Origin of the sequence: Streptomyces hokutonensis, assembly GCF_000376565.1 — a bacterium.
In the GTDB taxonomy this organism is placed as follows: domain Bacteria; phylum Actinomycetota; class Actinomycetes; order Streptomycetales; family Streptomycetaceae; genus Streptomyces; species Streptomyces hokutonensis.
The window spans coordinates 1-23501 of sequence record NZ_BARG01000053.1 but is presented as its reverse complement, the minus strand read 5'-3'; the positions used below and the strand labels follow the sequence as shown (position 1 = coordinate 23501).

Here is a 23501-nt window from a genome sequence, read left to right as displayed (position 1 = left end):
CCTCCTGAGCCTCCGGCACACTACTCGCGCGAGCCCCCGACCAGCCCGGACTGGTAGGCCCGTACGACGAGGTGGGCCCGGTCCCGCACATCGAGCTTCGTGATGGCGCGCTGGACGTGGCTGCGGACCGTCAGCGGGCTCACATAGAGCTTCTCGGCGATTTCGTCGTTCGACAGCCCGCCCGCCACCTCGGCGACCACCTCCCGCTCGCGCGCGGTGAGTTCGGGGAGCGCATCCGCGCTCCGCGGAGTGGGCCCGCCGGCTTCGGGGGCACTCAGGAAGCGGGAGATCAGCGCCCGAGTGGCGGCGGGCGACAGGAGGGCATCTCCGCCGGCCACCGTCCTGATGCCCGCGAAGAACTCCTCCGGTCCGATGCCCTTGCCCAGGAACCCCGATGCTCCCGCGCGGATGGCCTCGGCAACGTACTCGTCGGTCTCGAACGTGGTGAGCACGAGTACCTTCGTGGCGCGCAACGTCTCGTCGGCCGTGATCTCGGCCGTTGCCGCGAGCCCGTCGAGGACCGGCATACGGATGTCCATCACGACTACGTCGGGGCGGGTGGCGCGGGCCAGGTCAACGGCCTCTCTCCCGTTGGCGGCGGCTCCGACCACGTCGAAGTCCTGGCTCAGATCGATCAGGATGCGGAACGTCCCCACGATGAGTGCCTGGTCGTCGGCGAGCAGTACGCGGATGGTCACGGGTGCGATACCTCCTCGTGCGCCGGATGCTGCGCCGTCCTGTGCGTCGGCAGTCCGAGCGTGACGGAGAAGCCGCCCTCCGGCCGCGGCCCGGCCTGGAGCCGGCCGCCCACGGAGTGAGCGCGTTCCCGCATGCCGATCAGTCCGTAGCCGGGCACACGATCCGGCCGGGATGCGGGGAGGACGGCGCGACCGTCGTCGACGACGGTGACCGTCACCCAGTTCGGGGTGTACGCGAGACGCACCCGGGCGACCACGGTACCCGCGTGCTTGGTGACGTTGGTCAGCGCTTCCTGGATGACCCGGTAGGCCGTCAGATCCACGCCGGGCGACAACGGCTGCCGGTCCCCCTGCGTGCTCACCTCCACCCTCAGACCCGCACGTTCGAAGGAACTCAGCAGGTCCGGAAGCTGAGCGAGTCCGGGAGCCGGGTCTCGCGGGGAGTCGGTGTCATTGCGCTGGCGCAGCAGGCCGACGGTCGCCCGGAGTTCTCGCAGCGCCTCGTCGGTGGAGTCGCACAGGTTGTCCATCATCTCCGGCGCGCGCTCCGGATGATGACGCATGAGATACGTGACCGTACGGGCCTGTGTGGCGGCGAGCGCGACATGATGGGCGACCACGTCGTGGAGCTCACGGGCCATGCGCACGCGTTCCTCGCTGACCCGGCGCAGGGCCTCCTCCTCGCGTGTGTGCTCGGCGAGCGTGGCCCGGGCCTCGGCGGCGGCGAGGTACTCGGTGTTGCTGCGCATCGCGTCTCCCACGGCCCCGGGCAGCAGCGTCCACGAGATCAGCCCGATGGTGAAGACCCCCCAGGAAACTCCCCCTGACCCGTGCACCAACGAAGCCGCGAGCATGCTCGTGGTCGCCGCGACCGCTCCGACGCGGGCCGTACGTCGATCGGTGCGGAGGGCGAGGAGGAAGAGCGACACCAGACACGGCGCCTGGAGCAGGGGGTTGAGCTGGACACCCGTGAGTGCCAGAACCAGCGCACAGGCGGTGGTGAACCCGGTCGTCAGGCGCGGACGATCGCGGTGCAGGAAGAGGGATGCCGAGCCCACGATGCCGACCACCACCACGAAGACATCGGGCAGGCTCAGCCGCACGGGGTTCCCGGGCGGAATGGCGTCTCCGAGGAGAACCATGGCGAAGGTCGCCAGGGCCAGAGTGCTGTCCACCGCACGTGGGTGTCGGCGGGAGGTGTTCCTCCAGTCACTGATCATGATGGGGCTCTCCGCCGTGTCTCTCATGTCTCCTGTCCCACCAGCATCCTCGCTGCCGGCCGCGCTCCCCGGCGAGGCGGTGGGCCGTTCCCGGCCGGGAACGGCCCACCGCCCCTTACGAGGGCAGACCGTCAGACGCGGCTCGGTTCGTACTCGGCGTCCCCGGTGGCCGTGGCGAGGTCGAGCGGCCGGTCAAGTTTCTCACCCTCCACGTCCACGTTCGGCAGGGCCTTCTGCAGCCAGCGCGGCAGCCACCAGGCCTTGTCCCCGAGGAGGGCGAGCAGGGCCGGGACGATGGCCATGCGGACGATGAACGCGTCGAAGAAGACAGCGGACGTCAGGCCTAGCCCCATCATCTTGATCGTCGATTCGCTGAGCCCGATGAACCCGGCGAAGACCGACATCATGATCACGGCCGCCGCCACGACGACCTTGCCGCTGTGCCGGAACCCCGTGACGATCGCCTCTCCGGGCCTCTCTCCGTGGACGTACGCCTCACGCATGCGCGTGACGAGGAAGACCTCGTAGTCCATGGCCAGGCCGAAGACCACGCCGATCAGGAAGACCGGCATCATGCTGGAGATCGGTCCCACGGTCTCGACGCCGAGCAGGTCGGCCAGCCAGCCCCACTGGAAGACCGCCACGATCACGCCCAAGGACGCGCACACCGACAGCAGGAAGCCGAGTGCCGCCTTCAGCGGAACGAGGATCGAGCGGAAGACCACCATGAGGAGCAGGAAGGCGAGGCCGACGACCACCGCGAGGTAGGGGAGAATCGCGCCGGTGACCTTGTCGGCCATGTCGATGTTGACGGCGGTGTTGCCGCTGACCAGCATGTCCGCGCCGGTGTCGGCCTTGATGCCGTCGGCTTCGCCCCGCATGGTGTGGACGAGATCCTTGGTCGCATTGCTGCTGGGAGCGGTCGAGGGGGTGACCGTGAGCATGGCGGTGTCGCCCGCCTTGTTGAACATGGGTTGCGTGACGCTGACGACGCCGTCCGTCGCCTTGAGATCGTCGGCGACGGTCGTGGCCGCGGCCTTGGGATCGTCGGATCCCCTGGCGTCCACCACGACGGTCAGCGGACCGTTGAAGCCGGGACCGAAGGCGTCGGACAGCGCGTCGTAGGCCCGGCGCTCGGTGGTCGAGGTGGACTTGGCCTCGTCTCCCGGGTTGCCCAGTTCGAGATCGAGCGCGGGCAGCGCACAGGTACCCAATGCCACCACCCCGAACAGGAGCACGAGCAGTGGGCGGCGGATCACGAAGCGCGCCCAGCGTGTACCCAGACCTGGCTTCTCCTGCGGGTGGGCCTTGTGCGCGGAGGTCTCGGCCGACCTGCCTTTCCTTGCCTTCTTGTCCTTCTTTCGTACGGACCGGGACAACACGGCCCTCGGGGCGAAGCCGATCAGCGCGGGCAGCAGTGTCAGGGCTATCAGCACCGCGATCAGGACGGTGAACGCCGCGGCCAGACCCATCTTGGTGAGTATCGAGAGGCCGACCACGGACAGGCCGACGAGGGCGATGATCACAGTGAGGCCGGCGAACACCACCGCGGAACCCGCTGTGCCGACGGCCCGCCCGACAGCTTCCTCCGGGTCCCGGCCCTCGGCCCGTTCGGACCGGTAGCGGGAGAGGATGAACAGGGCGTAGTCGATGCCGACGGCGAGTCCGAGCATCAGCGCCAGTGTGGTCGTCGTGGACGAGAAACCGATGGTGCTGGCGAGCGCCGTGATGGTGGCGACGGCCGTACCGATGCCGAGCAGCGCGGTGACCAGCGGCAGGCCCGCTGCCACGAGGGACCCGAAGGTGATCAGCAGGATGACCGCCGCTGCGGCGACGCCGATCAGCTCGGTGGCGGCGGACATCTCCATCGACGACAGCGCGTCGCCGCCGATCTCCACGGTCAGTCCCGCGTCCCGGGCGTCCTGCGCGGCTCCCTTGAGCGCGGAGGTCGTGGTGTCCGTGAGGTCGCTGCTCGGCTTCTTGTAGGTGATGGTGGCGTAGGCGGTGGTGCCGTCCTTGCTCACCGCGTGCGTCGTGAAGGGGTCGAGGGCGCCCTGCACCTGGCTGCCGTCGGCGAGTTCGCTCACCGTGTGTTCGATCGCCGCCTTGTTGTCGGCCGCGGTGATCTTCTGTCCGTGGGGGGCGACGAAGACGAGCCGGGCGGTCGCCCCGTCGGAGCCGCCGCTGTCGGGGAAGCGCTCGTCCAGGAGGTCGAAGGCCTTCTGGGATTCCGTACCGGAAATGGTGAAGGAGTCCTGGGGCGCGGCCGGGGCTTTGGCCGCGCCGAAGACGGCGACGGCGAGTATCGCCGCCCAGAGCAACAGGAACCAGTGCCGTTTACGGAACGACACTCGGCCCAGTCGATAGAGGAACGTGGCCACGAGGAAGGCTCTCCAGTCTGGATCTCGACAGTGGGCGACGTGCATCGATCCGCCTGGTGTGACAGGGCGGACGGATGCGGCCATCCTTCGGGGAGCGGTACCTCATCGGCATCGTCACTCGGCACGCAATCGCGCCTACTGCCGTATCAGGAGATTCGGCCTTGTCTGCGAGGCCCACGTAGTCCGTGGAGAGGACATGGCTCCGCATCGACGGGCCATACGACCAGACTTGGGCCGTTTTTACCCACATGTACGACGACGTCATGCGGGGCGTGCGACGCAATGGGAGCGGCTGGGACGGGAGTTGACGCGGGACCCGCTCGCGCGCGACTGCGACGACGAATTCCAGCGTCCGACGCTGAAGCGGGTCGGGCTGCTGATCGGACAGACCCGCCACGTCGGACACACGATCTCAAGGTGGGCGCCGCGGCGCGAGAGCATCGCGACCGACCGCTCGCCGGCCATGGACGTCAGCCGCAGGGATCCCGCACGCTCAGCACTCCACGGTCTCCAGGCCCACGACGCCACCTGCCACTTGACGTGGCTCACATGACGGTCGGATCCATCGCCAGGTCTTCACCACCCGCCCGGATGCCCCGGGCGGGTGCGAAGTGTCCTCGGGCCATGGACGTGTCGCTCGCCGGAACCCTCAGACGACCATCCACTGGTAGTTCGCGCCTGTGCCGCAGGTCGACTGGTCCAGACTCGCGCCGTTGGCGGTGGAAGCACCGGCCACCTCAAGGCACTTCCCGCTGTTGGCGTTGGTGAAGGTGACGTAGCCGCCGATCACCGGGGTCTTCGTCCACAACTGCTCCGGGACGCCCGTGCACGTCGACTGGGCGGCCATCGCTCCGTCGGCGGTGGAGGCGCCGGCGATCTGCAGGCATTTGCCGCTGTTGACGTTGACCAGTTCGTACTGGGACCCGATGGCGGTCGGCACCCACTGTTGGTTGGCGCCGGAGTTGCAGTTGCCGGAGTCGACGGCAGCCCCGTCCGCCGTGCTCAGGAACCAGACGTCCGCGCACTTGCCGCTGTTGCGGTTCAACAGGTGGTTGTTGGCGGCTCCGAGCGGACCGGCGATGACGGGCCAGCCGCCCGCGAAGGTCACCTGGCGGATGTCGAGGGTCTCCTGCCCGGAGTTGTCGCCGTCGTAGTAGTGGTAGGCGAGGAACTTGGACGTGCCGTCGTCGAAGGCATCGGCGCCGCCTGCGGCCACCTTGGGGTAGGCGCCGGTGAGGACGGTGGTTCCGCCGCCGGAGGCCATGTCCGTACCGCTCTGGTCGAGGTAGGGGCCGGTGATGCCGGTGGACCGTCCGACCACCGTGTAGTACGTGCTGCTGGTTCCGCTGCAGCAGAGGCCCTTGGAACCGAAGAGGTAGTAGTAGCCGCCGTTGAGGATGATCGTCGGGTTCTCGATGCCGACGGCGATGTGCCAGAGATTGTTGTCGGTGGTGGACAGCTTGCCGGTGGTGGTGTCCAGGACGTGCATGTAGGTACCGCTGCCGGTCCAGGAGCCCCAGGAGATGTACAGCCGACCGTCGGGGCCCCAGTCGACGTTCGGGTCGATGGGGTAGTTGACGTCCGTGACCATGCCCTGGTCGGTCCACGGACCCTCGATGTTCGTGGCTGTGGCCAGGCCCATCACGGCGTACGACGTGCCCCAGAGCGAACCGGCGTAGTACAGGTGATAGGTGCCGTTGAAGTACTTGATGTCGGGGGCCCAGATGTTCGGCGGGGTCGAGCCGAGTTTGCCGGTGATCCAGGAGGGGGTCGTCCCCCAGACGTTGCCCACCTTCGTCCAGCCGGTCGCCGCGGTGCCGGCGCAGGTCTTCCGGATGGTGATGGATCCGCTGGGGTTGAGCGAGTCGTTCTCGAACCCGGTGGAGAAGCCGTAGTAGCAGCTCCCCACCTTGATGACACTCGGGTCGTGCATGCGGATGTCACCGCTCAGGGCCTTCGCCTGACCTGCGGTGACCAGTCCCACCACGGCCACGAGGGCAGCCAGGACGGCGGCAAGGGTGGGAGACATGCGGCGTCTGCGGACTGGTTGGTGTTGCTGACCTCCGATGCGCCGGCTGGTCATACGAGACTCCCTTGTGTCGCAGATGTATGGGTGGGTGCCACCGTGCGGCCGGTGTCGGGACGGCTCGCGGTGGTCGGCAACTCGACGCGGTCGGCCGGGCCCCGCCTCCGCGGTCCGCACTCGTCGCCAGACGGTTCCGGGAAGGGACGCCGAGGCCCCCGTCGGGGCTCCGGGACCGGCTCGACGGCGAGAGAAAGAGGGTGAGTTGGGGCGACTGTGTGCGCGGGAGCAGTTCAGGGCTCCCGCGCGGAGTGGAGCCCTGATCAGGCGGGCAGGGCCCGTGCGGCTTTCCAGCGCATCGCCGCCAGGGCCGAATTCGAGAACCCACGTCGGATTGATGCGCTTCAATTATTTCAGCGGTGCGAGGTTGGCATTCCCCGGGCGGCGCGTCAAGGGTTCACGCACTCATCCGCAGGCAGCAGCCGTTCCGCAGCGGGACACTGGTCCTGGAGCCAGGCCGTCAGGCGGACAGTCGGCGAAGCGCGGCGGCTCGCGGGGGAAGCGCGTTGACGCGCCATGACCTCGGCATTCGTGTCGGAGTCCGCGGGGAGCCGGGGTGTGGATCGCCCGATACGTTGGAGCGCTTTAACGCGAGCGTGTATTCTGCGTCTGTTCCCACCGGCCGGGCCCCGTCCACGTCGTGCCCGGGCCGATCAAGACCGGAAGCCGAGGAGCGTCGTGGCAGCCGCAGGTCCACGGGCGAACGGACATGCCGGCCCGAGCATGCAGGACGTCGCGAAGGCGGCGGGCGTCTCGCTCGGCACGGTCTCCAACGTCCTGAACCATCCGGCGAAGGTCAGTCCCCTGACGGCGCAGCGAGTACGCGAAGCCATCACCCGACTGGGTTTCGTACGCAACGACGCCGCCCGTTCGCTGGCATCCGGGTCGAACGACAGCGTCGGTATGGTGCTCGCGGACATCGAGAACTCGCTGTTCATCGACATGGCGCACGGCGCGCAGGAGGCGGCCCGCACGGCCGGGCTCAACCTGCTGCTCGCGAACACGACGTGCGACATGGGACTCCAGAACGACTACCTCGACGTCTTCGACGAGGCCCGGGTGACCGGGGTGCTCCTGGCCCCCATGGAGGACTCGACCGACGGCATCGCCCGGATGCGCTCGCACGGACGCCAGATCGTGCTCCTCAACTACGCGCCGAAACCGGGCACATGCTGTTCGGTGCTGGTCAACAACGAGCACGTGGGATATCTCGCGGCACGCCACCTCATCGACACCGGACGCACCAGGCTGGCGTACGTGGTCGCGCACGACGACTACCAGCCGGTGCGCGACCGGCGCCGCGGTGTGCGCGCCGCGGTCGAGGAGGCCGGCGCCCATGTGACGCTGGAGGAGATCGACAGCGTCGGCCTGACCACGGCGGACGGACATCTGGTCGGCAAGGCTCTCGCCGGGCGGAGGCCCCGCGATTTGCCGGACGGCCTTGTCGTCGTCACCGACGAACTGGCCAACGGCATCATCCACGAACTGCACGCGGTGGCGGGGATCGGCGTACCCGAACAGGTCGCCGTCGTCGGGTGCGAGAACAACCGGACGGCCGGTTCCGCGGCCGTGCCCCTGACCGCGGTGGATCTGCCGGGGCGGGCCATGGGGCAGGAAGCCATGCGGCTGCTGATGGACGAGGTGGCCTCGGGCGCACAGCACCGGCACGCCACCGTCGTGCTCGAACCCGAACTGGTCGTCCGCGCCAGCGCGCCGCGCTGAGCGGACGGTCCCTTTCTCTCGCCGACCCTCCAGGACTCGGCCCTCCGGCATGCCCGTTCCCTCCGGCAGTGCGCGCATCGCGGTTCGGAAATGCCGGCGAATCATCCTTGACACGGCCGCGCAGCGGGTCGTAGGTTCCGGGCAACATTGAAGCGCTTCAATGCGCTGTGCACCGCGAGGAGCAACCCCGTGCACCACACCCTCAAGCACCGCAGCCCCGCCGTCCTGGCGGCAACCAGCGCTCTCGGCCTTCTGTTGAGCGGCTGCGGCGGTACGGACGCGTCGAGCGGCGGCGCCAAGGAGTACTCCCTCACCATCAACGACGACAACCACATCGTTCAGCAGGAGCTCAAGACCCTGAGCACCGGCGCGTGCAAGGCGCAGAACACCGCACTGCCGCTGAAGATCCAGACACTGCCGATCAGCAACGTCGACCAGAAGGTGCAGTTGCTCGCCGGACAGAACGCGCTGCCCGTCCAGTTCGCCGCGGGCGGCACCCCGGCGCTCACGAAGACGCTGGACAGGGCCGGGCAGGTCCTCGACCTCGAAAAGACCCTCAAGGACCTCGGGGTGTGGGACGACATCGAGCCGGCCGCGGTCACGACGGTGCGGAACCTGTACGGCAAGTTCAATGTGATGCCCTATCAGTTCAACATCGAGGGCATCTGGTACAACAAGAAGCTCCTCGCCGACCACCACATAGCCGTCCCGACGACCTACGACGAACTGGTCGCGGCCGCGGCGAAGTTGAAGAGCGCGGGAGTCACCCCCTTCTCCGCTGCCGGAAAGGAAGGGTGGCCGATCACCCGCCTCATCAGCGGCTACCTCTACCGGGAACTGGGGCCGGACGCCCTCCAGGCGGTCGCGGACGGCAAGGCGAAGCTGACCGACCCCGCGTACGTGAAGGCCGCGCAGGCCGTCGCCGACCTCGGCAAGGCGGGCTACTTCGGCAAGGGCGTCGGATCGATCGACTACGACACCGGCGTGCAGCAGTTCCTCACCGGCAAGGCCGCCATGTTCTACATGGGCAGTTGGGAGCTGGGCGACTTCAACGACAAGGCCAAGAACAAGGTCGGCGCGTCCGGCATCGGCTTCATGCCGTTCCCGACCGTCTCCGGCGGCAAGGGCTCCGCGGACCAGATCCCGGCCAACGTCGGCCTCCCCGTCGCCGTGTCCGCGAAGGCGTACGACTCCAAGGTCGGCGACTGGCTCTCCTGCACCGCCAAGAACTACGGCGCCGGCTCGCTGAAGGACCAGGGCACGGTCTCCGGGTTCAAGCCCAACGGCGACACCGGCACACTGCCGCCGCTCACCCGGCAGGTGCAGGACACCATCTCCAAGACCACGACGAGCATCCTGTGGTTCGAGGCGCTGTTCAACACGAAGGCGACCGAGACCAGCCAGACGAACGCCGCGCCACTGGTCACCGGGTCCCTCTCCGCGAAGGACTTCATGAAGAAGGTCCAGGCGGACCTGGACAACGGCTGACGCGTCCGCCGCCACCCCCGAACCGCTTTCGAACCCTTCGTGAAAGAGCCGTCATGCGTTCAGTTCTGGGAGACCGCCGCGCCCTCCTCATCCTGCTGGGACCGGCACTGCTCGTGTACACCCTGGTGATGCTGGTCCCCATGGGCTGGTCCCTCGGGTACACCTTCTTCAAAGGGAACGTCATCGAAGGCTTCACCTTCGACGGGTTCGGCAACTTCGAGAAGCTGTGGCACGACCAACAGGCGCACTCGGCGCTGTGGTTCACCTTCAAGTACGGGGTCGTCGTCAGCGTCGGGCAGGTGCTCTGCGGCTACCTGCTCGCCCTGCTCTACGTGTTCGTCCTGCGCAAGTCCTCCGCGCTCATCCGCACCCTGGTGTTCTTCCCGGTGATCCTTCCCACGGTCGCCGTGGCCCTGATGTTCCAGAAGCTCTTCGCCGTAGCACCGCAGAACGGCCTGGCCAACACCGCCGTCGAAGCGCTGGGCATCCACCACGGGGACTGGTTCGCGAGCGGCGGCGGATCCTTCCTCGTTCTGGTCGTGATGGACGTGTGGCGCTCCATGGGCTTCTACGGGGTGCTCATCTACGCGGGACTGCTCGACATCCCCGAGGAGACCATCGAGTCGGCGCGGATGGACGGCGCCACGGGATGGCGGCTGATCCGGCACGTCGTCCTGCCACTGTCCTGGCCGGTGGTCCTGGCGTCGGCCGTGTTCAGCATCAACGGCACCCTCAAGGTCTTCGACTCGGTCCTGGCCCTGACCAACGGCGGCCCCGGCAGCGACACGACCCCCCTGACGCTGTACATGTTCCGCACCGCGTTCTCCTACGGCGACTACGGCTACGGCAGCACCATCGCCTCCCTGCTCACCGTCGTCTGCCTGGGCGTCTCCCTCATCATCTTCCGCTTCTCGCGACGCGACCCGACCAAGGGCTGAACCCCCATGACCGACACCCTGGCGGCACCGCCGCGGGTACGCCCCACCCGCCCGCCGACGGCCGCCCTCCCCCGACGCCGGCACGCCCGACGCCTGGTGCGCAACGCACTCGTCGCCCTGCTGCTCGTGATCGAGGTGACGCCGCTGCTGTGGCTGCTGCTGAGCTCCTTCAAGACCCAGTCCGAGTTCGTCGACGACCCCGCCTGGTCGCTGCCGAAGAGCTGGGGCCTTGCCAACTACACCGAGGCCTGGACGACCGGGCACGTCGCCCTGTACATCCGCAACAGCCTCATGGCCACCGTGCCCTCGCTCGCCCTGATCGTCCTGCTCGGCGTCGCCGCCGGCTTCGCCCTGGAGGTGATGGTCTGGCGCGGGCGCCACCAGGTCCTGCTCGCCTTCCTCCTCGGCATCATGGTGCCGAGCCAGATGATCCTGCTGCCGCTGTTCCGGATCTACTTCCAGACCGGCCTGTCCGGGACACTGGCGCCGCTGATCATCACCTACACCGCGGCCGGTCTCCCGCTGACCGTCTTCATGATGGCCACCTACTTCCGCTCGATCCCGCGCGAGGTGTTCGAAGCCGCCACCCTCGACGGAGCGAGCGTCCTCAAAGCCTTCTGGAAGATCGCCTTCCCCATGGTCCGCAACGCGGTCTTCACGGTGGGGCTCGTGCAGTTCTTCTTCATCTGGAACGACCTGCTCATCTCCCTCACCTTCACCACCGACGACGACCTGCGCACCATCCAGGTGGGCCTGCTCAACTTCACCGGCCAGTACGGCGAGACGGCCTACGGGCCGCTGTTCGCGGCGATCAGCATCAACGTGATCGGAGCGCTGTTCCTCTACCTCCTCATCAACCAGCGCATCATCAAGGGCCTGACCGCCGGGGCGGTGAAGGGATGACCCACGAGCGGCTGCCACTGGTCGCCACGCCCACCGCGGAACATCACCGGGAGCCGTTCGGCATCGGTGAGTCCCGCCCCCGGATCTCCTGGAAGACCACCGCCCCGGCCAGCTGGACTCAGGGGGCCTACCAGGTCGAGATCCACCGCGCCGACGGCACCCACCGCACCCCTTGGGTGGCCTCCGACGCATCCGTCCTCGTCGACTGGCCCGACCAGCCACTGGCGTCACGGGAGCGCGCCGAGATACGGGTCCGGGCCCGAGGGACCGACGGCACCTCCGGTGACTGGAGCCCGGCGCTGCGCCTGGAGACGGGTCTGCTGGAGCCGGCCGACTGGACCGCGCACGCGATCTCGCCGCGGCGCCAGTCGCTGGAGCGCCTCGACGGCGAGCGGCGGCCACCGCTGCTGCGCAAGGACTTCGAGGCCGCCGCGGATGTGGAACGTGCGCGCCTGTACGTCACGGCCCACGGGCTGTACGAGATCGAGATCAACGGCCTACAGGTTGGCGACCACTCACTCGCGCCCGGCTGGACCAGCTACGACCACCGGCTGCGCTACCAGACCCACGACGTCACGCACCACCTGCGCAGCGGCGACAACACCATCGGCGCCTGGCTTGCCGACGGCTGGTACCGCGGAAGGCTGGGCTTCAACGGCGGCCACTCCAACCTGTACGGCGACCGGCTCGCCCTCCTCGCCCAGTTGGAGATCGTCCACCGCGACGGAACCCGCACCACCGTCACCACCGACGCCTCGTGGCGAGCGGCGCACGGCCCGATCGTGTCCAGCGGCCTGCTCGACGGCGAGACCTACGACGCCCGGGACGAACAGCCACGGTGGTCCACACCCGGTTTCGGTGACAGCGACTGGTCGCCGGTCGACATCGTGCCCCGGGACGCGGCGACGCTGGTCGCCCCCACCGGGCCACCGGTGCGCTGCACGGAGGAGATCGCCCCGGCCAGGGTGACCGCCCTCGACGCCGACCGTCTCCTGGTGGACTTCGGACAGAACCTCGTCGGCAGGCTCCGTATCAGCGTGACCGGGCCGACCGGACACACGGTCGTCATCCGCCACGCCGAAGTGCTCCAGGACGGAGAGCTGTGCGTCCGCCCCCTGCGCGGGGCCGTCTCGACCGACCGGTACGTCCTCCGGGGCGGGGACCGGGAGACATGGGAACCGCGCTTCACGATCCACGGCTTCCGCTACGCGGAGATCACCGGCTGGCGCGGCGGCGACCCCCTGCGTGACATCACCGCCCGCGTCCATCACACCGACATGGCGAGGACCGGCTGGTTCGAGTGTTCCAACGAGCAGGTGAACCGGCTCCACGAGAACGTGGTGTGGAGCCTGCGCGGCAACTTCGTCGACCTGCCCACCGACTGCCCGCAGCGCGACGAGCGCCTCGGCTGGACCGGCGACATCCAGGTCTTCGCGCCCACCGCCGCCTTCCTGTACGACTGCCACGGCATGCTCACGTCCTGGCTGCGCGACGTCGCCGTCGAGCAGCACGACGACGGCACCGTCCCCTGGTACGTACCCGCGATCCCGGGTGGCCCGCAGTGGACACCGGCCAGGCCCGGCGCCGGCTGGGGCGACGTCGTGGCGTTGACCCCGTGGGCGCTGTACCAGGACTCGGGCGACACCGGACTGCTGGCCGCCCAGTACGACAGCGCACGCCGCTGGGTCGACCTCGTCACCGAACGCGCGGACCCGTCGGGGCTGTGGAACGACGACTACCAGCTCGGCGACTGGCTCGACCCGTCGGCGCCTCCGGAGGACCCGGGCGCCGGCCGCACCGACCGCCACCTCATCGCGACCGCCTACTACGCCTGGTCCGCGCGGCACACGGCGTGGATCGCGGGCGTCCTGGGGTTCGACGAGGACCGTCACCGCTACGAGGAGCTCGCGCATCGGGTACGCCAGGCCTTCGTCGACTCCTATGTGCTGCCTTCCGGGCTGATGACCAGCGACACCCAGACCGCCTATGCCGTAGCCCTCCAGTTCGACCTGCTCCCCGACGCGGCTGCCCGGAGGACGGCGGGAGACCGCCTGGCCGAACTGGTTGCCGCAGGCGGCCACACCATCCAGACCGGCTTCATCGGCACACCGCTCGTGACGCCGGCGCTCAGCCGCACCCACCATCTCGACACCGCCTACACGCTCCTCCTCCAGCAGGACTGCCCTTCCTGGCTGTACGCGCTGAAGCACGACGCCACCACCGTCTGGGAACGCTGGGACAGCATGCTCCCCGACGGCACCGTCAACCCGGGCGAGATGACCTCCTTCAACCACTACGCCCTCGGCACGATCGCCCAGTGGCTGCACACCACCGTCGCCGGCCTGACCACCGCATCACCCGGCTACCGCGACATCGTCTTCCGCCCCAGACCGGGTGGCGGCATCACCTGGGCCGTCGCCGTCCACGAGTCCCCGTACGGCCGCGTGGCCATCCGCTGGGAGCAGCACGCCTCGGGCATCACGGTGCACACGACGGTTCCCACCGGGGCGACGGCACTGATCGAATGGCCGGACGGAGACGTCACCAACCTGGACACCGGAACCACGACCACGACATGGCGACCGCACGGTCCGACGGAACGGCCGGTATCCCTCACACCGCCGGGCGGCTGAATCCGCCGGCGGGTCCGACCGCCCCGGCTCAGTTGCCGACAGTGAAACGCCGGTTGAGATACCTGGGATTCTCGATCTCGTCGACGAGGGCGACGGCGTAGTCCTCGTAGGAGATGCGAGCCTGGCCGTCGTCCCCGACGACGGGGTGGTCGAGATCGGCGCGGTAGCGGCCGGTGCGCTCGCCGGGCGCGAAGTGGACCGGCGGCGGGGAGAGGTAGGTCCAGGTCACCTCGTCGCCGAGGCGGAGATAGGCGTCGAGGGCCTGGATCTGGCCGACGGCATACGGCCTGTACTCCTCCGGAAATCCGGGGGCGTCGAAGAAGCGCACGCCGTCCTCGTTGAGCAGGCTGGCGCCGCCACCCATGTGCACGACACGCGGTCCTTTGGCACCCAGGTCCCGTACCGCGGCGGCGACCGTGGCCACGGCGCCGGTGTACAGCCCGGCCTCCGGTCCGCCCACGGTCAGCACCAGCACGTCCGCGTCCGCGGCGAGGCCGGCGACGGAATCAGGGTCGGTCACGTCACCGGTCACCGCCCTTACACCGGTGGGGAGTTGGCCGACGCGGGAGAGATCCCGGGCGACGGCGGTGACCTCGTGACCGCGTGCGGCGGCCTCGGCCACGACCCGGGAGCCGGCCTTTCCGGCCGCTCCGAACACGACGATCCTGCTCATGGGGTTCTTCTTCCGGTTGCTCAAACGTGTCTTGCTCAGGAACGGGCGGAGGCGCGGGGCCGGTGACGATCATGCGGTCCAACGGCGGCTTCCATGGTCGGACGGCGACTCTTCACCGCCCGCGCTCGTCTCCACTCTCTCCCCCGCACCCCTTGGCCGGCGAGATAAGCTGGGGACCTCCTGTGGTCGAAAACGGACATGAGTGAGATCGGTATGCCGACCGCGCACGCTGCCGTCCCGGACCGTACGAACGCTGACCCGATCCCGGGGTTCGGTTTCAATCCGCCGACGGCTCCCGTCCCCGGCATGGAGATCACCGACCTTGCCTCCCTGCACGACCGAATGCCTGACGGCGGCCTGGAGCGCGTGCACCGGGTCGCTTTCCACACCCTCACACTGATCACCGAGGGCAGCGGCGAGCACACGGTCGACTTCGTCACCTACCCCTGCCGCCCCGGCACCCTGCTGTGGATCCGCCCGGGCCAGGTCCAGCGCTTCGGCCACCGCGGCCTCATGAACGGCACGCATCTCCTGTTCACGCCCGCATTCCCACCGCACGTGACGAGCGCAGACCGTCTGCTCGACGAGTGGTCCGGACCCACCTGCCGGCAACTGGCCACCGGCCGGGACTACGCCGTCCTGTCCGCCCTGATGGGACAGATCCGCGCCGAGTTCACCCGCCCCGACGGCACGGTGTCGCACGAGATCCTCCAACTCCAGCTCGCCACACTGCTGTTGCAGATCGACCGGCTGCCGCGCCACGGCGAGCGGGGAGGCCCGCAGGCGGGCGGAGAGCTCTACGCCCGATTCCGCTCCGAACTGGAGCGCTCCTACGCCGACACCCACAAGGCCGACGACTACGCCCGACGCCTCGGATACAGCGTCAAGACCCTCACCCGCGTCTGCCTGGCCGCGACCGGTCAGCCCGTCAAACAGGTCATCGACGCCCGTGTCGCCCTGGAGGCGCAACGCCTGCTCTCCCACACCGACGAACCGGTCGCGAGGATCGCCCGCCGACTGGGCTTCTCCGAACCCACCAACTTCGGAAAGTTCTTCGTCCGCCACACGGGCACCACCCCCGGCGACTTCCGCCGTACCCACCAAGGCCCGCGGTGAGCCCGAGCTGCCGGCCCTGTGCACCTTCACTGCGGTCGCGAACCCTGACCGCCTGGCCCTCACAACCACGGTCCGTTCAGTCGGACTGCTGAGCGATTGTTTCGAGACGCCAGATAGCCGACCTCTCGACGGCGCGCCTTCACACGGCGGCTTTCCAGGTGGTTCGCCGACCCGAGTCCCGGCCTCGAAGCATCGCGCTGACCCGGCCTCCCTGCCGAACAACCTGCGCGAAGAAGCCAACCACCCGTCACCTGAAGCGTTGGCGAGTCTCCGGGCGGCCGCACTGCGTCTTCGAAAACTTTCTATATCCGGGCCGAATGATGCGAGAGGTATTGACGCCCCTCACGGGCCATCTACTATCCACAGCGTCCGAACCGCCGATGAGCGTTCGACATGACGAATAGCGCCAGTCGGTGGAGTCACGCACACCGCGCGAGCCCGTAAGGCAGCACGTCGGTCCACACCCGATCACAGTGCACCAGTCAGAACGAGGTGCTTGTCATGACTCGATCAACCTCTGGATGCCGCAGGACACAGGGAACGACCTTCAGACAGTCCGTCACAGCCGTTCTCCCCGTACCCGCCGGCAGTCACGTACCCCTCCCGCCCGAAACCAGGACGTTCAACTCGTCCGTACCTGCTGCGCACGCGCGCCCACCGGCACGGCTTCCGCGCCGCGAGCGCGCACGTCCCGGGGGCCTGCCTGCCAGTGCGCCAACGCCGACATCCCCGTGAGACGTCCCGCCCCGGCGTGCGCACCACGTCACACACCGCACCCGCACCCGCACCCGCACCCGCACCCGCACCCGACCGTACGAGGAGAACCGTGAACCTTCTGCGTAGACTCGGCCTGCGCCAGACCGCGGCCCTGGGCCTGCTGGCCGCCACCACACTGGTGGCGGCGGGCCATGCCACCGCCGCGCCCACCGCCGTCCGCGCCACCACGCTGGGCGCCCAAGCCGCCCAGTCCGGACGGTACTTCGGGGCCGCCGTCGCGGCCGGCAAGCTCGGCGACGGGACGTACGCGACGATCCTGGACCGCGAGTTCAACATGGTCACGCCCGAGAACGAGATGAAGTGGGACACGACGGAACCGTCCCGCGGCTCGTTCAACTTCGGCCCCGCTGACCAGATCGTCAACCACGCGACCGCCCACGGGCAGCGCCTGCGCGGACACACCCTCGTCTGGCACTCCCAACTGCCCGGCTGGGTCAGCGGTATCACCGACGCGAACACCCTGCGGACCGTGATGAACAACCACATCACCGGTGTCATGAACCACTACAAGGGCAAGATCTACGCCTGGGACGTGGTCAACGAGGCGTTCGCCGACGGCAGTAGCGGACAGCACCGCAGCTCGGTCTTCCAGAACGTGCTCGGCGACGGTTTCATCGAACAGGCCTTCCGGACCGCCCGCGCGGCCGACCCGGCGGCAAAGCTCTGCTACAACGACTACAACATCGAGAACTGGAGCGACGCCAAGACCCAGGGCGTCTACCGCATGGTGCGCGACTTCAAGTCGCGTGGCGTTCCCATCGACTGCGTCGGTTTCCAGGCCCACTTCGGCACCGGCGGACCGCCCGCGAGTCTCCAGACCACGCTGTCGAACTTCGCCGCGCTCGGCGTGGACGTACAGATCACCGAACTCGACATCGCGCAGGCGCCCTCGGCCGCGTACACGAACACCGTCAAGGCATGCATGAACGTCGCCCGCTGCACCGGCATCACCGTGTGGGGCATCCGGGACAGCGACTCCTGGCGTACCGGCCAGAACCCGCTGCTGTTCGACAACGGCGGCAACAAGAAGCCCGCGTACAACGCGGTGTTGTCGGCTCTGGGAGGCACAGCCACCACGGCCCGCAGCGCCACGCCCTCAAGCCCCTCGGCCGCGACCGCACTGCCGTCCTCCTTCTCCTGGAGCTCCAGCAGCGCCCTGATCGCCCCGAAGTCGGACGCGACGCACACCATCGCCGGCATCAAGGACCCGTCGGTCGTCTACTACAACGGCAAGTACCACGTGTTCGCCAGCACGGCGAGCGCCTCCGGGTACAACCTCGTCTACCTGAGCTTCAGCGACTGGTCCCAGGCGGGCTCCGCCACGCACTACTACCTCGACCGCAGCGCCATCGGCACGGGATACCGCGCGGCTCCGCAGGTGTTCTACTACGCGCCGCAGCGCCTGTGGTACCTCGTCTACCAGACCGGGAACGCCTCGTACTCGACCAACGCGGACATCAGCAATCCCAACGGCTGGAGCGCCCCGCGGAACTTCTACTCCTCGATGCCGCCGATCATCGCGCAGAACATCGGCAACGGGTACTGGGTCGACATGTGGGTGATCTGCGACAGCGCCAACTGCTATCTGTTCTCCTCGGACGACAACGGGCACCTGTACCGCTCCCAGACGTCCGTCTCGCAGTTCCCCAACGGTTTCACCAACACCGTCATCGCCGCCCAGGACGCCAACAAGTACGCCCTCTTCGAGGCGAGCAACGTGTACAAGGTGCAAGGCGGCAACCAGTACCTCCTCCTTGTCGAGGCCATCGGCTCGGACGGACGACGCTACTTCCGGTCCTGGACCTCCAGCGGTCTCGCGGGTTCGTGGACAGCACTGGCCGCCTCCGAGAGCAACCCGTTCGCCCGGGCGGGCAACGTCGCCTTCCCGGCCGGTGCCTGGACGAAGGACATCAGCCACGGTGAGATGATCCGCGCCGGCTACGACCAGACGCTGACCATCCCCGCCTGCAAGCTCCAGTACCTCTACCAGGGCCACGACCCGAACGCGAGCGGCGACTACGACACTCTGCCGTGGCGGCTCGGCCTGCTGACACAGACCAACTCCGCCTGCTGACCGCTCCCGGACGATCCCGCCGCCCGCGAGGCGCGGGATCCGCCGGGATCCGTTCCTCGACCCTGTCGAGGAACGGATCCCGGCGGTCACACACCACGTCCGCAGGTCACGACAACGGCGGGTACGCGTTCTGGATCAACTGCTGGAACTGGGTGGAGAACCAGTGTCCGGCCAGCGGCGAGTTCGGCAGCGCGCCCGTGGGATTGTTGCCGTTGCGCGCGTTGCCGCCGTACGTCGGGTCGCACATCCGGTCGAAGCCCTTCCCCTCGTCATTGGGGACGGCCGCGCTGTTGCCGTCGGACTCCCCCGGCGGCTTGACCCACACGTAGGCGTCGATGCCGGCGGCCGGAGCCGCTGTCGGCCGCTCCCCGATGCCTGCCCCGCTCTGGTTGCACCAGTTGCCGGCGTGGATCCGCCGGTCGACGCGGCTGCTGTCGACGTAGCCGTCCACGGTGGTCTGCGCTCCGGGACCGGTGGGCCGGGCGGAGCCGCCCCAGCCGTTGCGTGATGTGTCGATCAGCATGCCGAGTCCGGAGTCGAATCCGGACGCGACGAGCTTGCCGCGCAGCGCCTGGGCGAAGGACTGCTCGTCCACGTACTGGTTCCAGTCCACCCACTTCGACTGCCGTACGGTCTGTCCGTTCACCGTGTCGGTGACCTTGAGGTACGGCTCCTTGGTGGGGCTGTAGTTCGCGGTGTTGACGATGAAGCCGGCCACGTCGTTCACGCTCGCGCCGTTCGACGTCGCGACCTTGTGGAACTCCTGCACCGCGGGATCGAGATTGCTGTCCCAGCCGAGCCAGCCGTGGTGGGCGGCGTCGATGTAGTTGTAGACGTTGGGGATGGCACCCAGCTTGTCCAGGGCGTAGCCGACGCCCTTCTCGTAGTTGCCGTTGGACTTCATGGTCACGCAGGCGTCGGTGGACGTGGCGGTGCCGCCGGCGTTGGTGACCAGGTTGGGCAGCGAGTCGGGCTCGATCACGGTGGCGATCCGCAGACCCGCGTACTTGGCGTCGGACAGGATCGACGCGATGGGGTCGATGTACTGGGACTTGTACTTGTCGAGGTCGTTGGGTCCCAGTTCGCCGTTGGACGCCAGGGCGGCGCAGTCGCGGCCGGGCAGGTCGTAGATGACGAGCTGGACGACGAGATCGCCGGAGCCCTTCTGCCTCAGGGCCTCGTCGAGGTGAGCGCGCAGGCCCATGGCTCCGCTCACACCGTTGATGGCGGCGATGCGGTCCAGCCAGACGGCAGTGGGCTGGTTGGCGATGCGGCTGCCGCCCGGTTCGGCGGCCGCCTTCGCTGACCACTCGGGGTTCACGTACACCTTGGCGCCGGTGTAGGGGTTGTCGGCACGGCTGCCGGTGTCACCACCTCCACCGCCGCCTCCGGTGCCACCACCCGTACCGCCGCCGGTACCACCGCCGCTGCCGCCACCGTTGTCGACGTTGCAGGCGACGCCGTCGAGCGTGAACGTGGCGGGCACGCTGTTGGTGCCGCTGTAGGAGCCGTTGAACCCGAAGCTGACCGAACCTCCGCTCGCGAGAGATCCGTTGTAGCTCTCATTGGCGGCGGTGACGTCGGCACCGCTCTGGCTGAGCTTCGTGTTCCAGGCGTTCGTGACCTTCTGGTTGCCGGCATACGACCACTTCACCGACCAACTCGACTTGGCGGCCGCGTTGTTGGTGATGGTCACGGCGGCGGTGAAGCCGGTGTCCCACTGACTCTGCACCTTGTAGTCGACGGTGCAGGGGATGGACGAGATGGCGGCGCCGGCCTGGCCGACGAGGAACGCCGACCCCGTCGTCCCGGCGACCAGCGCCACGGCGACGAGCAGCGTTGTCCTGGTGTGACTCATGTGCGGGTGCTTCCTTCTCTCGTGGGGGACTTGCGGACGAAGAGCGCGCGAACGATCGCGCGAACCCCTGCCCGGGGCACGCGTGACGTTGCGGTGATCGGTGAGCTGGTACGTCCGGCATCGCCTCGAAGACACCGCCGTCCGGCCGGCGTTTCGAGGCCTCCGTCGTACTGGGAGGGGACGTCCGGTCAGGAGCAGGGGCGCCCGGTCGTGCGCGCAGGCGCCGACCGACGACTGGGGTTCCCTACGGTTCGAGGCGGGACTTCATGCCCTGCGTCTCGTGGCGGGCCACCGGGACACCGGCAGCGTCGACCGCAGTTCGGGGTTTCGTTCCCGGCCTTGGTGACCGGCACGGTGCGGAGAATGCGCGGCGCTCGCGAAGTACGACGGGGCGCTCGCGGATCGGTCGACGGCGCTGTCTCGGAATGCACACCTGGTGCAACAGTGCGCGAGAGCGCGTCGCTGACTAAAAGTACCGAATGCGGGGGGTGTCGCATGAGCGAGTCCTTACAGCTTGGCGCGCCGCTACGGACGCGTCACTGATGGAACCGCTCCCACTGGTGGGGAGGAAGTTAGCGTCAACTGACGAGGTTTCATAGGGTCCTTGCGAAACTTTTCGCCGGATCGGCTCAGTTCGAACTTTGAACGCCCGGCATCTTGACCGTGCCCGCCTTCATCCCCACGATGGGAGCGCTCCCACTGGATTCAGTCCCTGGCACCTCTCCGTGAGTCGCGTGACGCAAGGAGGAACAGCACATGGATCCCGGACGCAAACGAAGAGCCGTACGCCGGCTCTGGACCGCCGTCGCCGCCGCGTTCGCCCTACCCCTGACGATGCTCGCCACCGGCACGACCACCGCGAACGCGGCGACCGTGCAGTGCAGCGTCGACTACAAGACCAATGACTGGGGTTCCGGCTTCACCGCCGACCTCACCCTCACCAACCGCGGCACGGCCGCCATCGACGGCTGGACCCTGACGTACAGCTACGCGGGCAACCAGAAGCTCAGCAACGGCTGGAACGGCATCTGGTCGCAGTCCGGTCGGTCGATCACCGTGCAGAACGCCCCCTACAACGGCACCGTCGCCCCGGGCGCCGCGGTTTCGGCGGGAGCGCAGTTCAGCTACAGCGGCGCCAACAGCGCGCCGACCGACTTCGCGGTCAACGGCACCAGTTGTGTCGGTGCCCACCAGCCGCCGATCACCGTGCTGACCAGTCCCTCGGCGGGCGCGGTCTACTCGCAGGGCACCGCGGTCCCGCTCGCGGCGACGGCAGCGGCCGCGGACGGCGCGACGATCGGCAAGGTGGAGTTCTACGACGACACCACGCTGCTCGCCACCGACACGAGCGCGCCCTACGCGTACTCGGCCTCTGGTTTGACCGTGGGCAGTCACTCCCTGCTGGCGAAGGCGTACGACAGTCTGGGCGCGTCCGCGGAATCCACTCCGGTCGGCATCACCGTCGCCGCGGGTCCCGCCGTGGTCGCCTCGACCACTCAACTCGCCGTCCAGCAGGGCAAGACGGGCACCTACGAGGTGAAGCTCTCGACCCAGCCCTCGGCCAACGTGACCGTGACGACCGCCCGGACCGGCGGCAACACGGGCCTGTCGGTGAGTGGCGGGACCTCGCTCGTCTTCACGCCCTCGAACTGGAGCACCGCGCAGAAGGTGACCGTCACGGCGGACTCCTCCGGCACGGGGGCGGCGACCTTCGAGTCGACGGCCACAGGGCTCGCCAAGGCCACGGTGACGGTCACCCAAATCGCGGCGACGGGCACGTACAACGCCCGCTTCCTGGATCTGTACGGCAAGATCACCAACCCGGCCAACGGCTACTTCTCCCCCGAGGGCATCCCCTACCACTCGGTGGAGACCTTGATCGTCGAGGCCCCGGACCAGGGCCACGAGACCACGTCGGAGGCGTACAGCTACCTCCTGTGGCTCCAGGCCATGTACGGCAAGGTCACCGGTGACTGGACCAAGTTCAACGGCGCCTGGGACATCATGGAGAAGTACATGATCCCCACCCACGCCGACCAGCCCACCAACTCCTTCTACAACGCCTCCAAGCCGGCCACCTACGCGCCCGAGGAGGACACGCCGGACCAGTACCCGACCGCGCTCGACTCCTCCGTGCCCGTCGGCTCGGACCCGCTGGCCGGTGAACTGAAGTCGGCCTACAACACCGACGACGTCTACGGCATGCACTGGATCCAGGACGTCGACAACACCTACGGGTTCGGCAACACCCCGGGCGGCAAGTGCGAGGCCGGCCCGGCGGAGACCGGACCGTCCTACCTCAACACCTTCCAGCGCGGCCCGCAGGAATCGGTGTGGGAGACGGTGCCGCAGCCGACCTGCGACGCCTTCAAGTACGGCGGAACCAACGGGTACTTGGACCTCTTTACCGGGGACAAGTCGTACGCCAAGCAGTGGAAGTACACCACCGCCCCGGACGCCGACGCGCGCGCCGTCCAGGCCGCGTACTGGGCCGACACCTGGGCGAAGCAGCAGGGCAAGGGCAGCGATGTCTCCACGACCGTCGGCAAGGCCGCGAAGATGGGCGACTACCTGCGCTACGCCATGTACGACAAGTACTTCAAGAAAATCGGCAACTGTGTCGGCCCGGCCACCTGCCCGGCCGGCACCGGCAAGGACTCCTCGCACTACCTGCTCTCCTGGTACTACGCCTGGGGCGGCTCCAACGACACGAGCGGTGGTTGGGCCTGGCGGATCGGGTCGAGCTACGCCCACAGCGGCTACCAGAACCCGCTCGCCGCGTACGCGCTCAGCGCCGACGCCGACCTGAAGCCCAAGTCGTCGACCGGCGCGACCGACTGGGGCAAGTCGCTCCAGCGCCAACTGGAGTTCTACCGCTGGCTCCAGTCGGACGAGGGCGCCATCGCCGGCGGCTCGACCAACAGCTGGGCGGGCCGC

Annotated in this window: 14 protein-coding genes and 1 pseudogene; 9 read left to right on the top strand and 6 right to left on the bottom strand. The window is 68.4% G+C overall.

Features of this window, described 5'->3' with window-relative positions:
• Positions 1–20 precede the first annotated feature (20 nt).
• The 3 genes from SSP08S_RS32455 to SSP08S_RS32445 form a co-directional block, all read right to left on the bottom strand.
• Positions 21–698, bottom strand: coding sequence for a response regulator transcription factor (locus tag SSP08S_RS32455; protein ID WP_019071833.1), 678 nt, complete (start codon positions 696–698; stop codon positions 21–23).
• The gene (locus SSP08S_RS32450) at positions 695–1873 is read right to left on the bottom strand and encodes a sensor histidine kinase (RefSeq protein WP_019071832.1); all 1179 of its coding nucleotides are present in this window, start codon (positions 1871–1873) and stop codon (positions 695–697) included. Before SSP08S_RS32450 ends, SSP08S_RS32455 begins: the two co-directional genes overlap by 4 nt.
• Positions 1874–2049: 176 nt before the next feature.
• Entirely contained in the window at positions 2050–4299 is a 2250-nt protein-coding gene (locus SSP08S_RS32445; RefSeq protein WP_019071831.1) for an MMPL family transporter, read from the bottom strand.
• 280 nt (positions 4300–4579) lie between these two features.
• Here SSP08S_RS32445 and SSP08S_RS64790 point away from each other — a divergent pair.
• Positions 4580–4711: pseudogene (locus tag SSP08S_RS64790) on the top strand (IS630 family transposase); the annotation flags it as partial.
• 237 nt (positions 4712–4948) lie between these two features.
• Here the strand turns inward: SSP08S_RS64790 and SSP08S_RS32430 are convergent.
• Entirely contained in the window at positions 4949–6328 is a 1380-nt protein-coding gene (locus SSP08S_RS32430; protein WP_019071828.1) for an RICIN domain-containing protein, read from the bottom strand.
• Between the two features lie 777 nt (positions 6329–7105).
• Here SSP08S_RS32430 and SSP08S_RS32425 point away from each other — a divergent pair.
• From SSP08S_RS32425 to SSP08S_RS32405, 5 genes are all read left to right on the top strand, one after another.
• Positions 7106–8104: a LacI family DNA-binding transcriptional regulator gene (locus SSP08S_RS32425; protein WP_019071827.1), complete on the top strand. Its 999-nt coding sequence runs from the start codon at positions 7106–7108 to the stop codon at positions 8102–8104.
• A 189-nt stretch (positions 8105–8293) separates the two neighbouring features.
• Positions 8294–9592, top strand: coding sequence for an ABC transporter substrate-binding protein (locus SSP08S_RS32420; RefSeq protein WP_019071826.1), 1299 nt, complete (start codon positions 8294–8296; stop codon positions 9590–9592).
• Positions 9593–9645: 53 nt separating this feature from the next.
• Positions 9646–10530 carry a carbohydrate ABC transporter permease gene (locus SSP08S_RS32415; RefSeq protein WP_019071825.1) on the top strand — a complete coding sequence of 295 codons (885 nt, stop codon included), beginning with the start codon at positions 9646–9648 and terminating at the stop codon, positions 10528–10530.
• Between the two features lie 6 nt (positions 10531–10536).
• Positions 10537–11433, top strand: coding sequence for a carbohydrate ABC transporter permease (locus SSP08S_RS32410; RefSeq protein ID WP_019071824.1), 897 nt, complete (start codon positions 10537–10539; stop codon positions 11431–11433).
• Positions 11430–14066, top strand: coding sequence for an alpha-L-rhamnosidase (locus tag SSP08S_RS32405; protein WP_019071823.1), 2637 nt, complete (start codon positions 11430–11432; stop codon positions 14064–14066). The genes SSP08S_RS32410 and SSP08S_RS32405 overlap by 4 nt, the downstream gene beginning before the upstream one ends.
• Positions 14067–14094: 28 nt before the next feature.
• Here the strand turns inward: SSP08S_RS32405 and SSP08S_RS32400 are convergent, their stop codons facing one another.
• Positions 14095–14739 carry an NAD(P)-dependent oxidoreductase gene (locus SSP08S_RS32400; protein WP_019071822.1) on the bottom strand — a complete coding sequence of 215 codons (645 nt, stop codon included), beginning with the start codon at positions 14737–14739 and terminating at the stop codon, positions 14095–14097.
• A 213-nt stretch (positions 14740–14952) separates the two neighbouring features.
• On the opposite strand from SSP08S_RS32400, the gene SSP08S_RS32395 reads away from it, so the two are divergent.
• Positions 14953–15855: a helix-turn-helix domain-containing protein gene (locus SSP08S_RS32395; RefSeq protein WP_019071821.1), complete on the top strand. Its 903-nt coding sequence runs from the start codon at positions 14953–14955 to the stop codon at positions 15853–15855.
• Positions 15856–16681: 826 nt separating this feature from the next.
• Positions 16682–18706, top strand: coding sequence for a glycoside hydrolase (locus SSP08S_RS32390; RefSeq protein ID WP_019071820.1), 2025 nt, complete (start codon positions 16682–16684; stop codon positions 18704–18706).
• Between the two features lie 106 nt (positions 18707–18812).
• Here SSP08S_RS32390 and SSP08S_RS32385 read toward each other — a convergent pair whose 3' ends face one another.
• Positions 18813–20564, bottom strand: coding sequence for a glycoside hydrolase family 6 protein (locus SSP08S_RS32385; RefSeq protein ID WP_019071819.1), 1752 nt, complete (start codon positions 20562–20564; stop codon positions 18813–18815).
• Positions 20565–21320: 756 nt separating this feature from the next.
• Here SSP08S_RS32385 and SSP08S_RS32380 point away from each other — a divergent pair.
• A partial coding sequence (locus tag SSP08S_RS32380) for a glycoside hydrolase family 48 protein (RefSeq protein WP_019071818.1) occupies positions 21321–23501 on the top strand: 2181 nt, incomplete at its 3' end.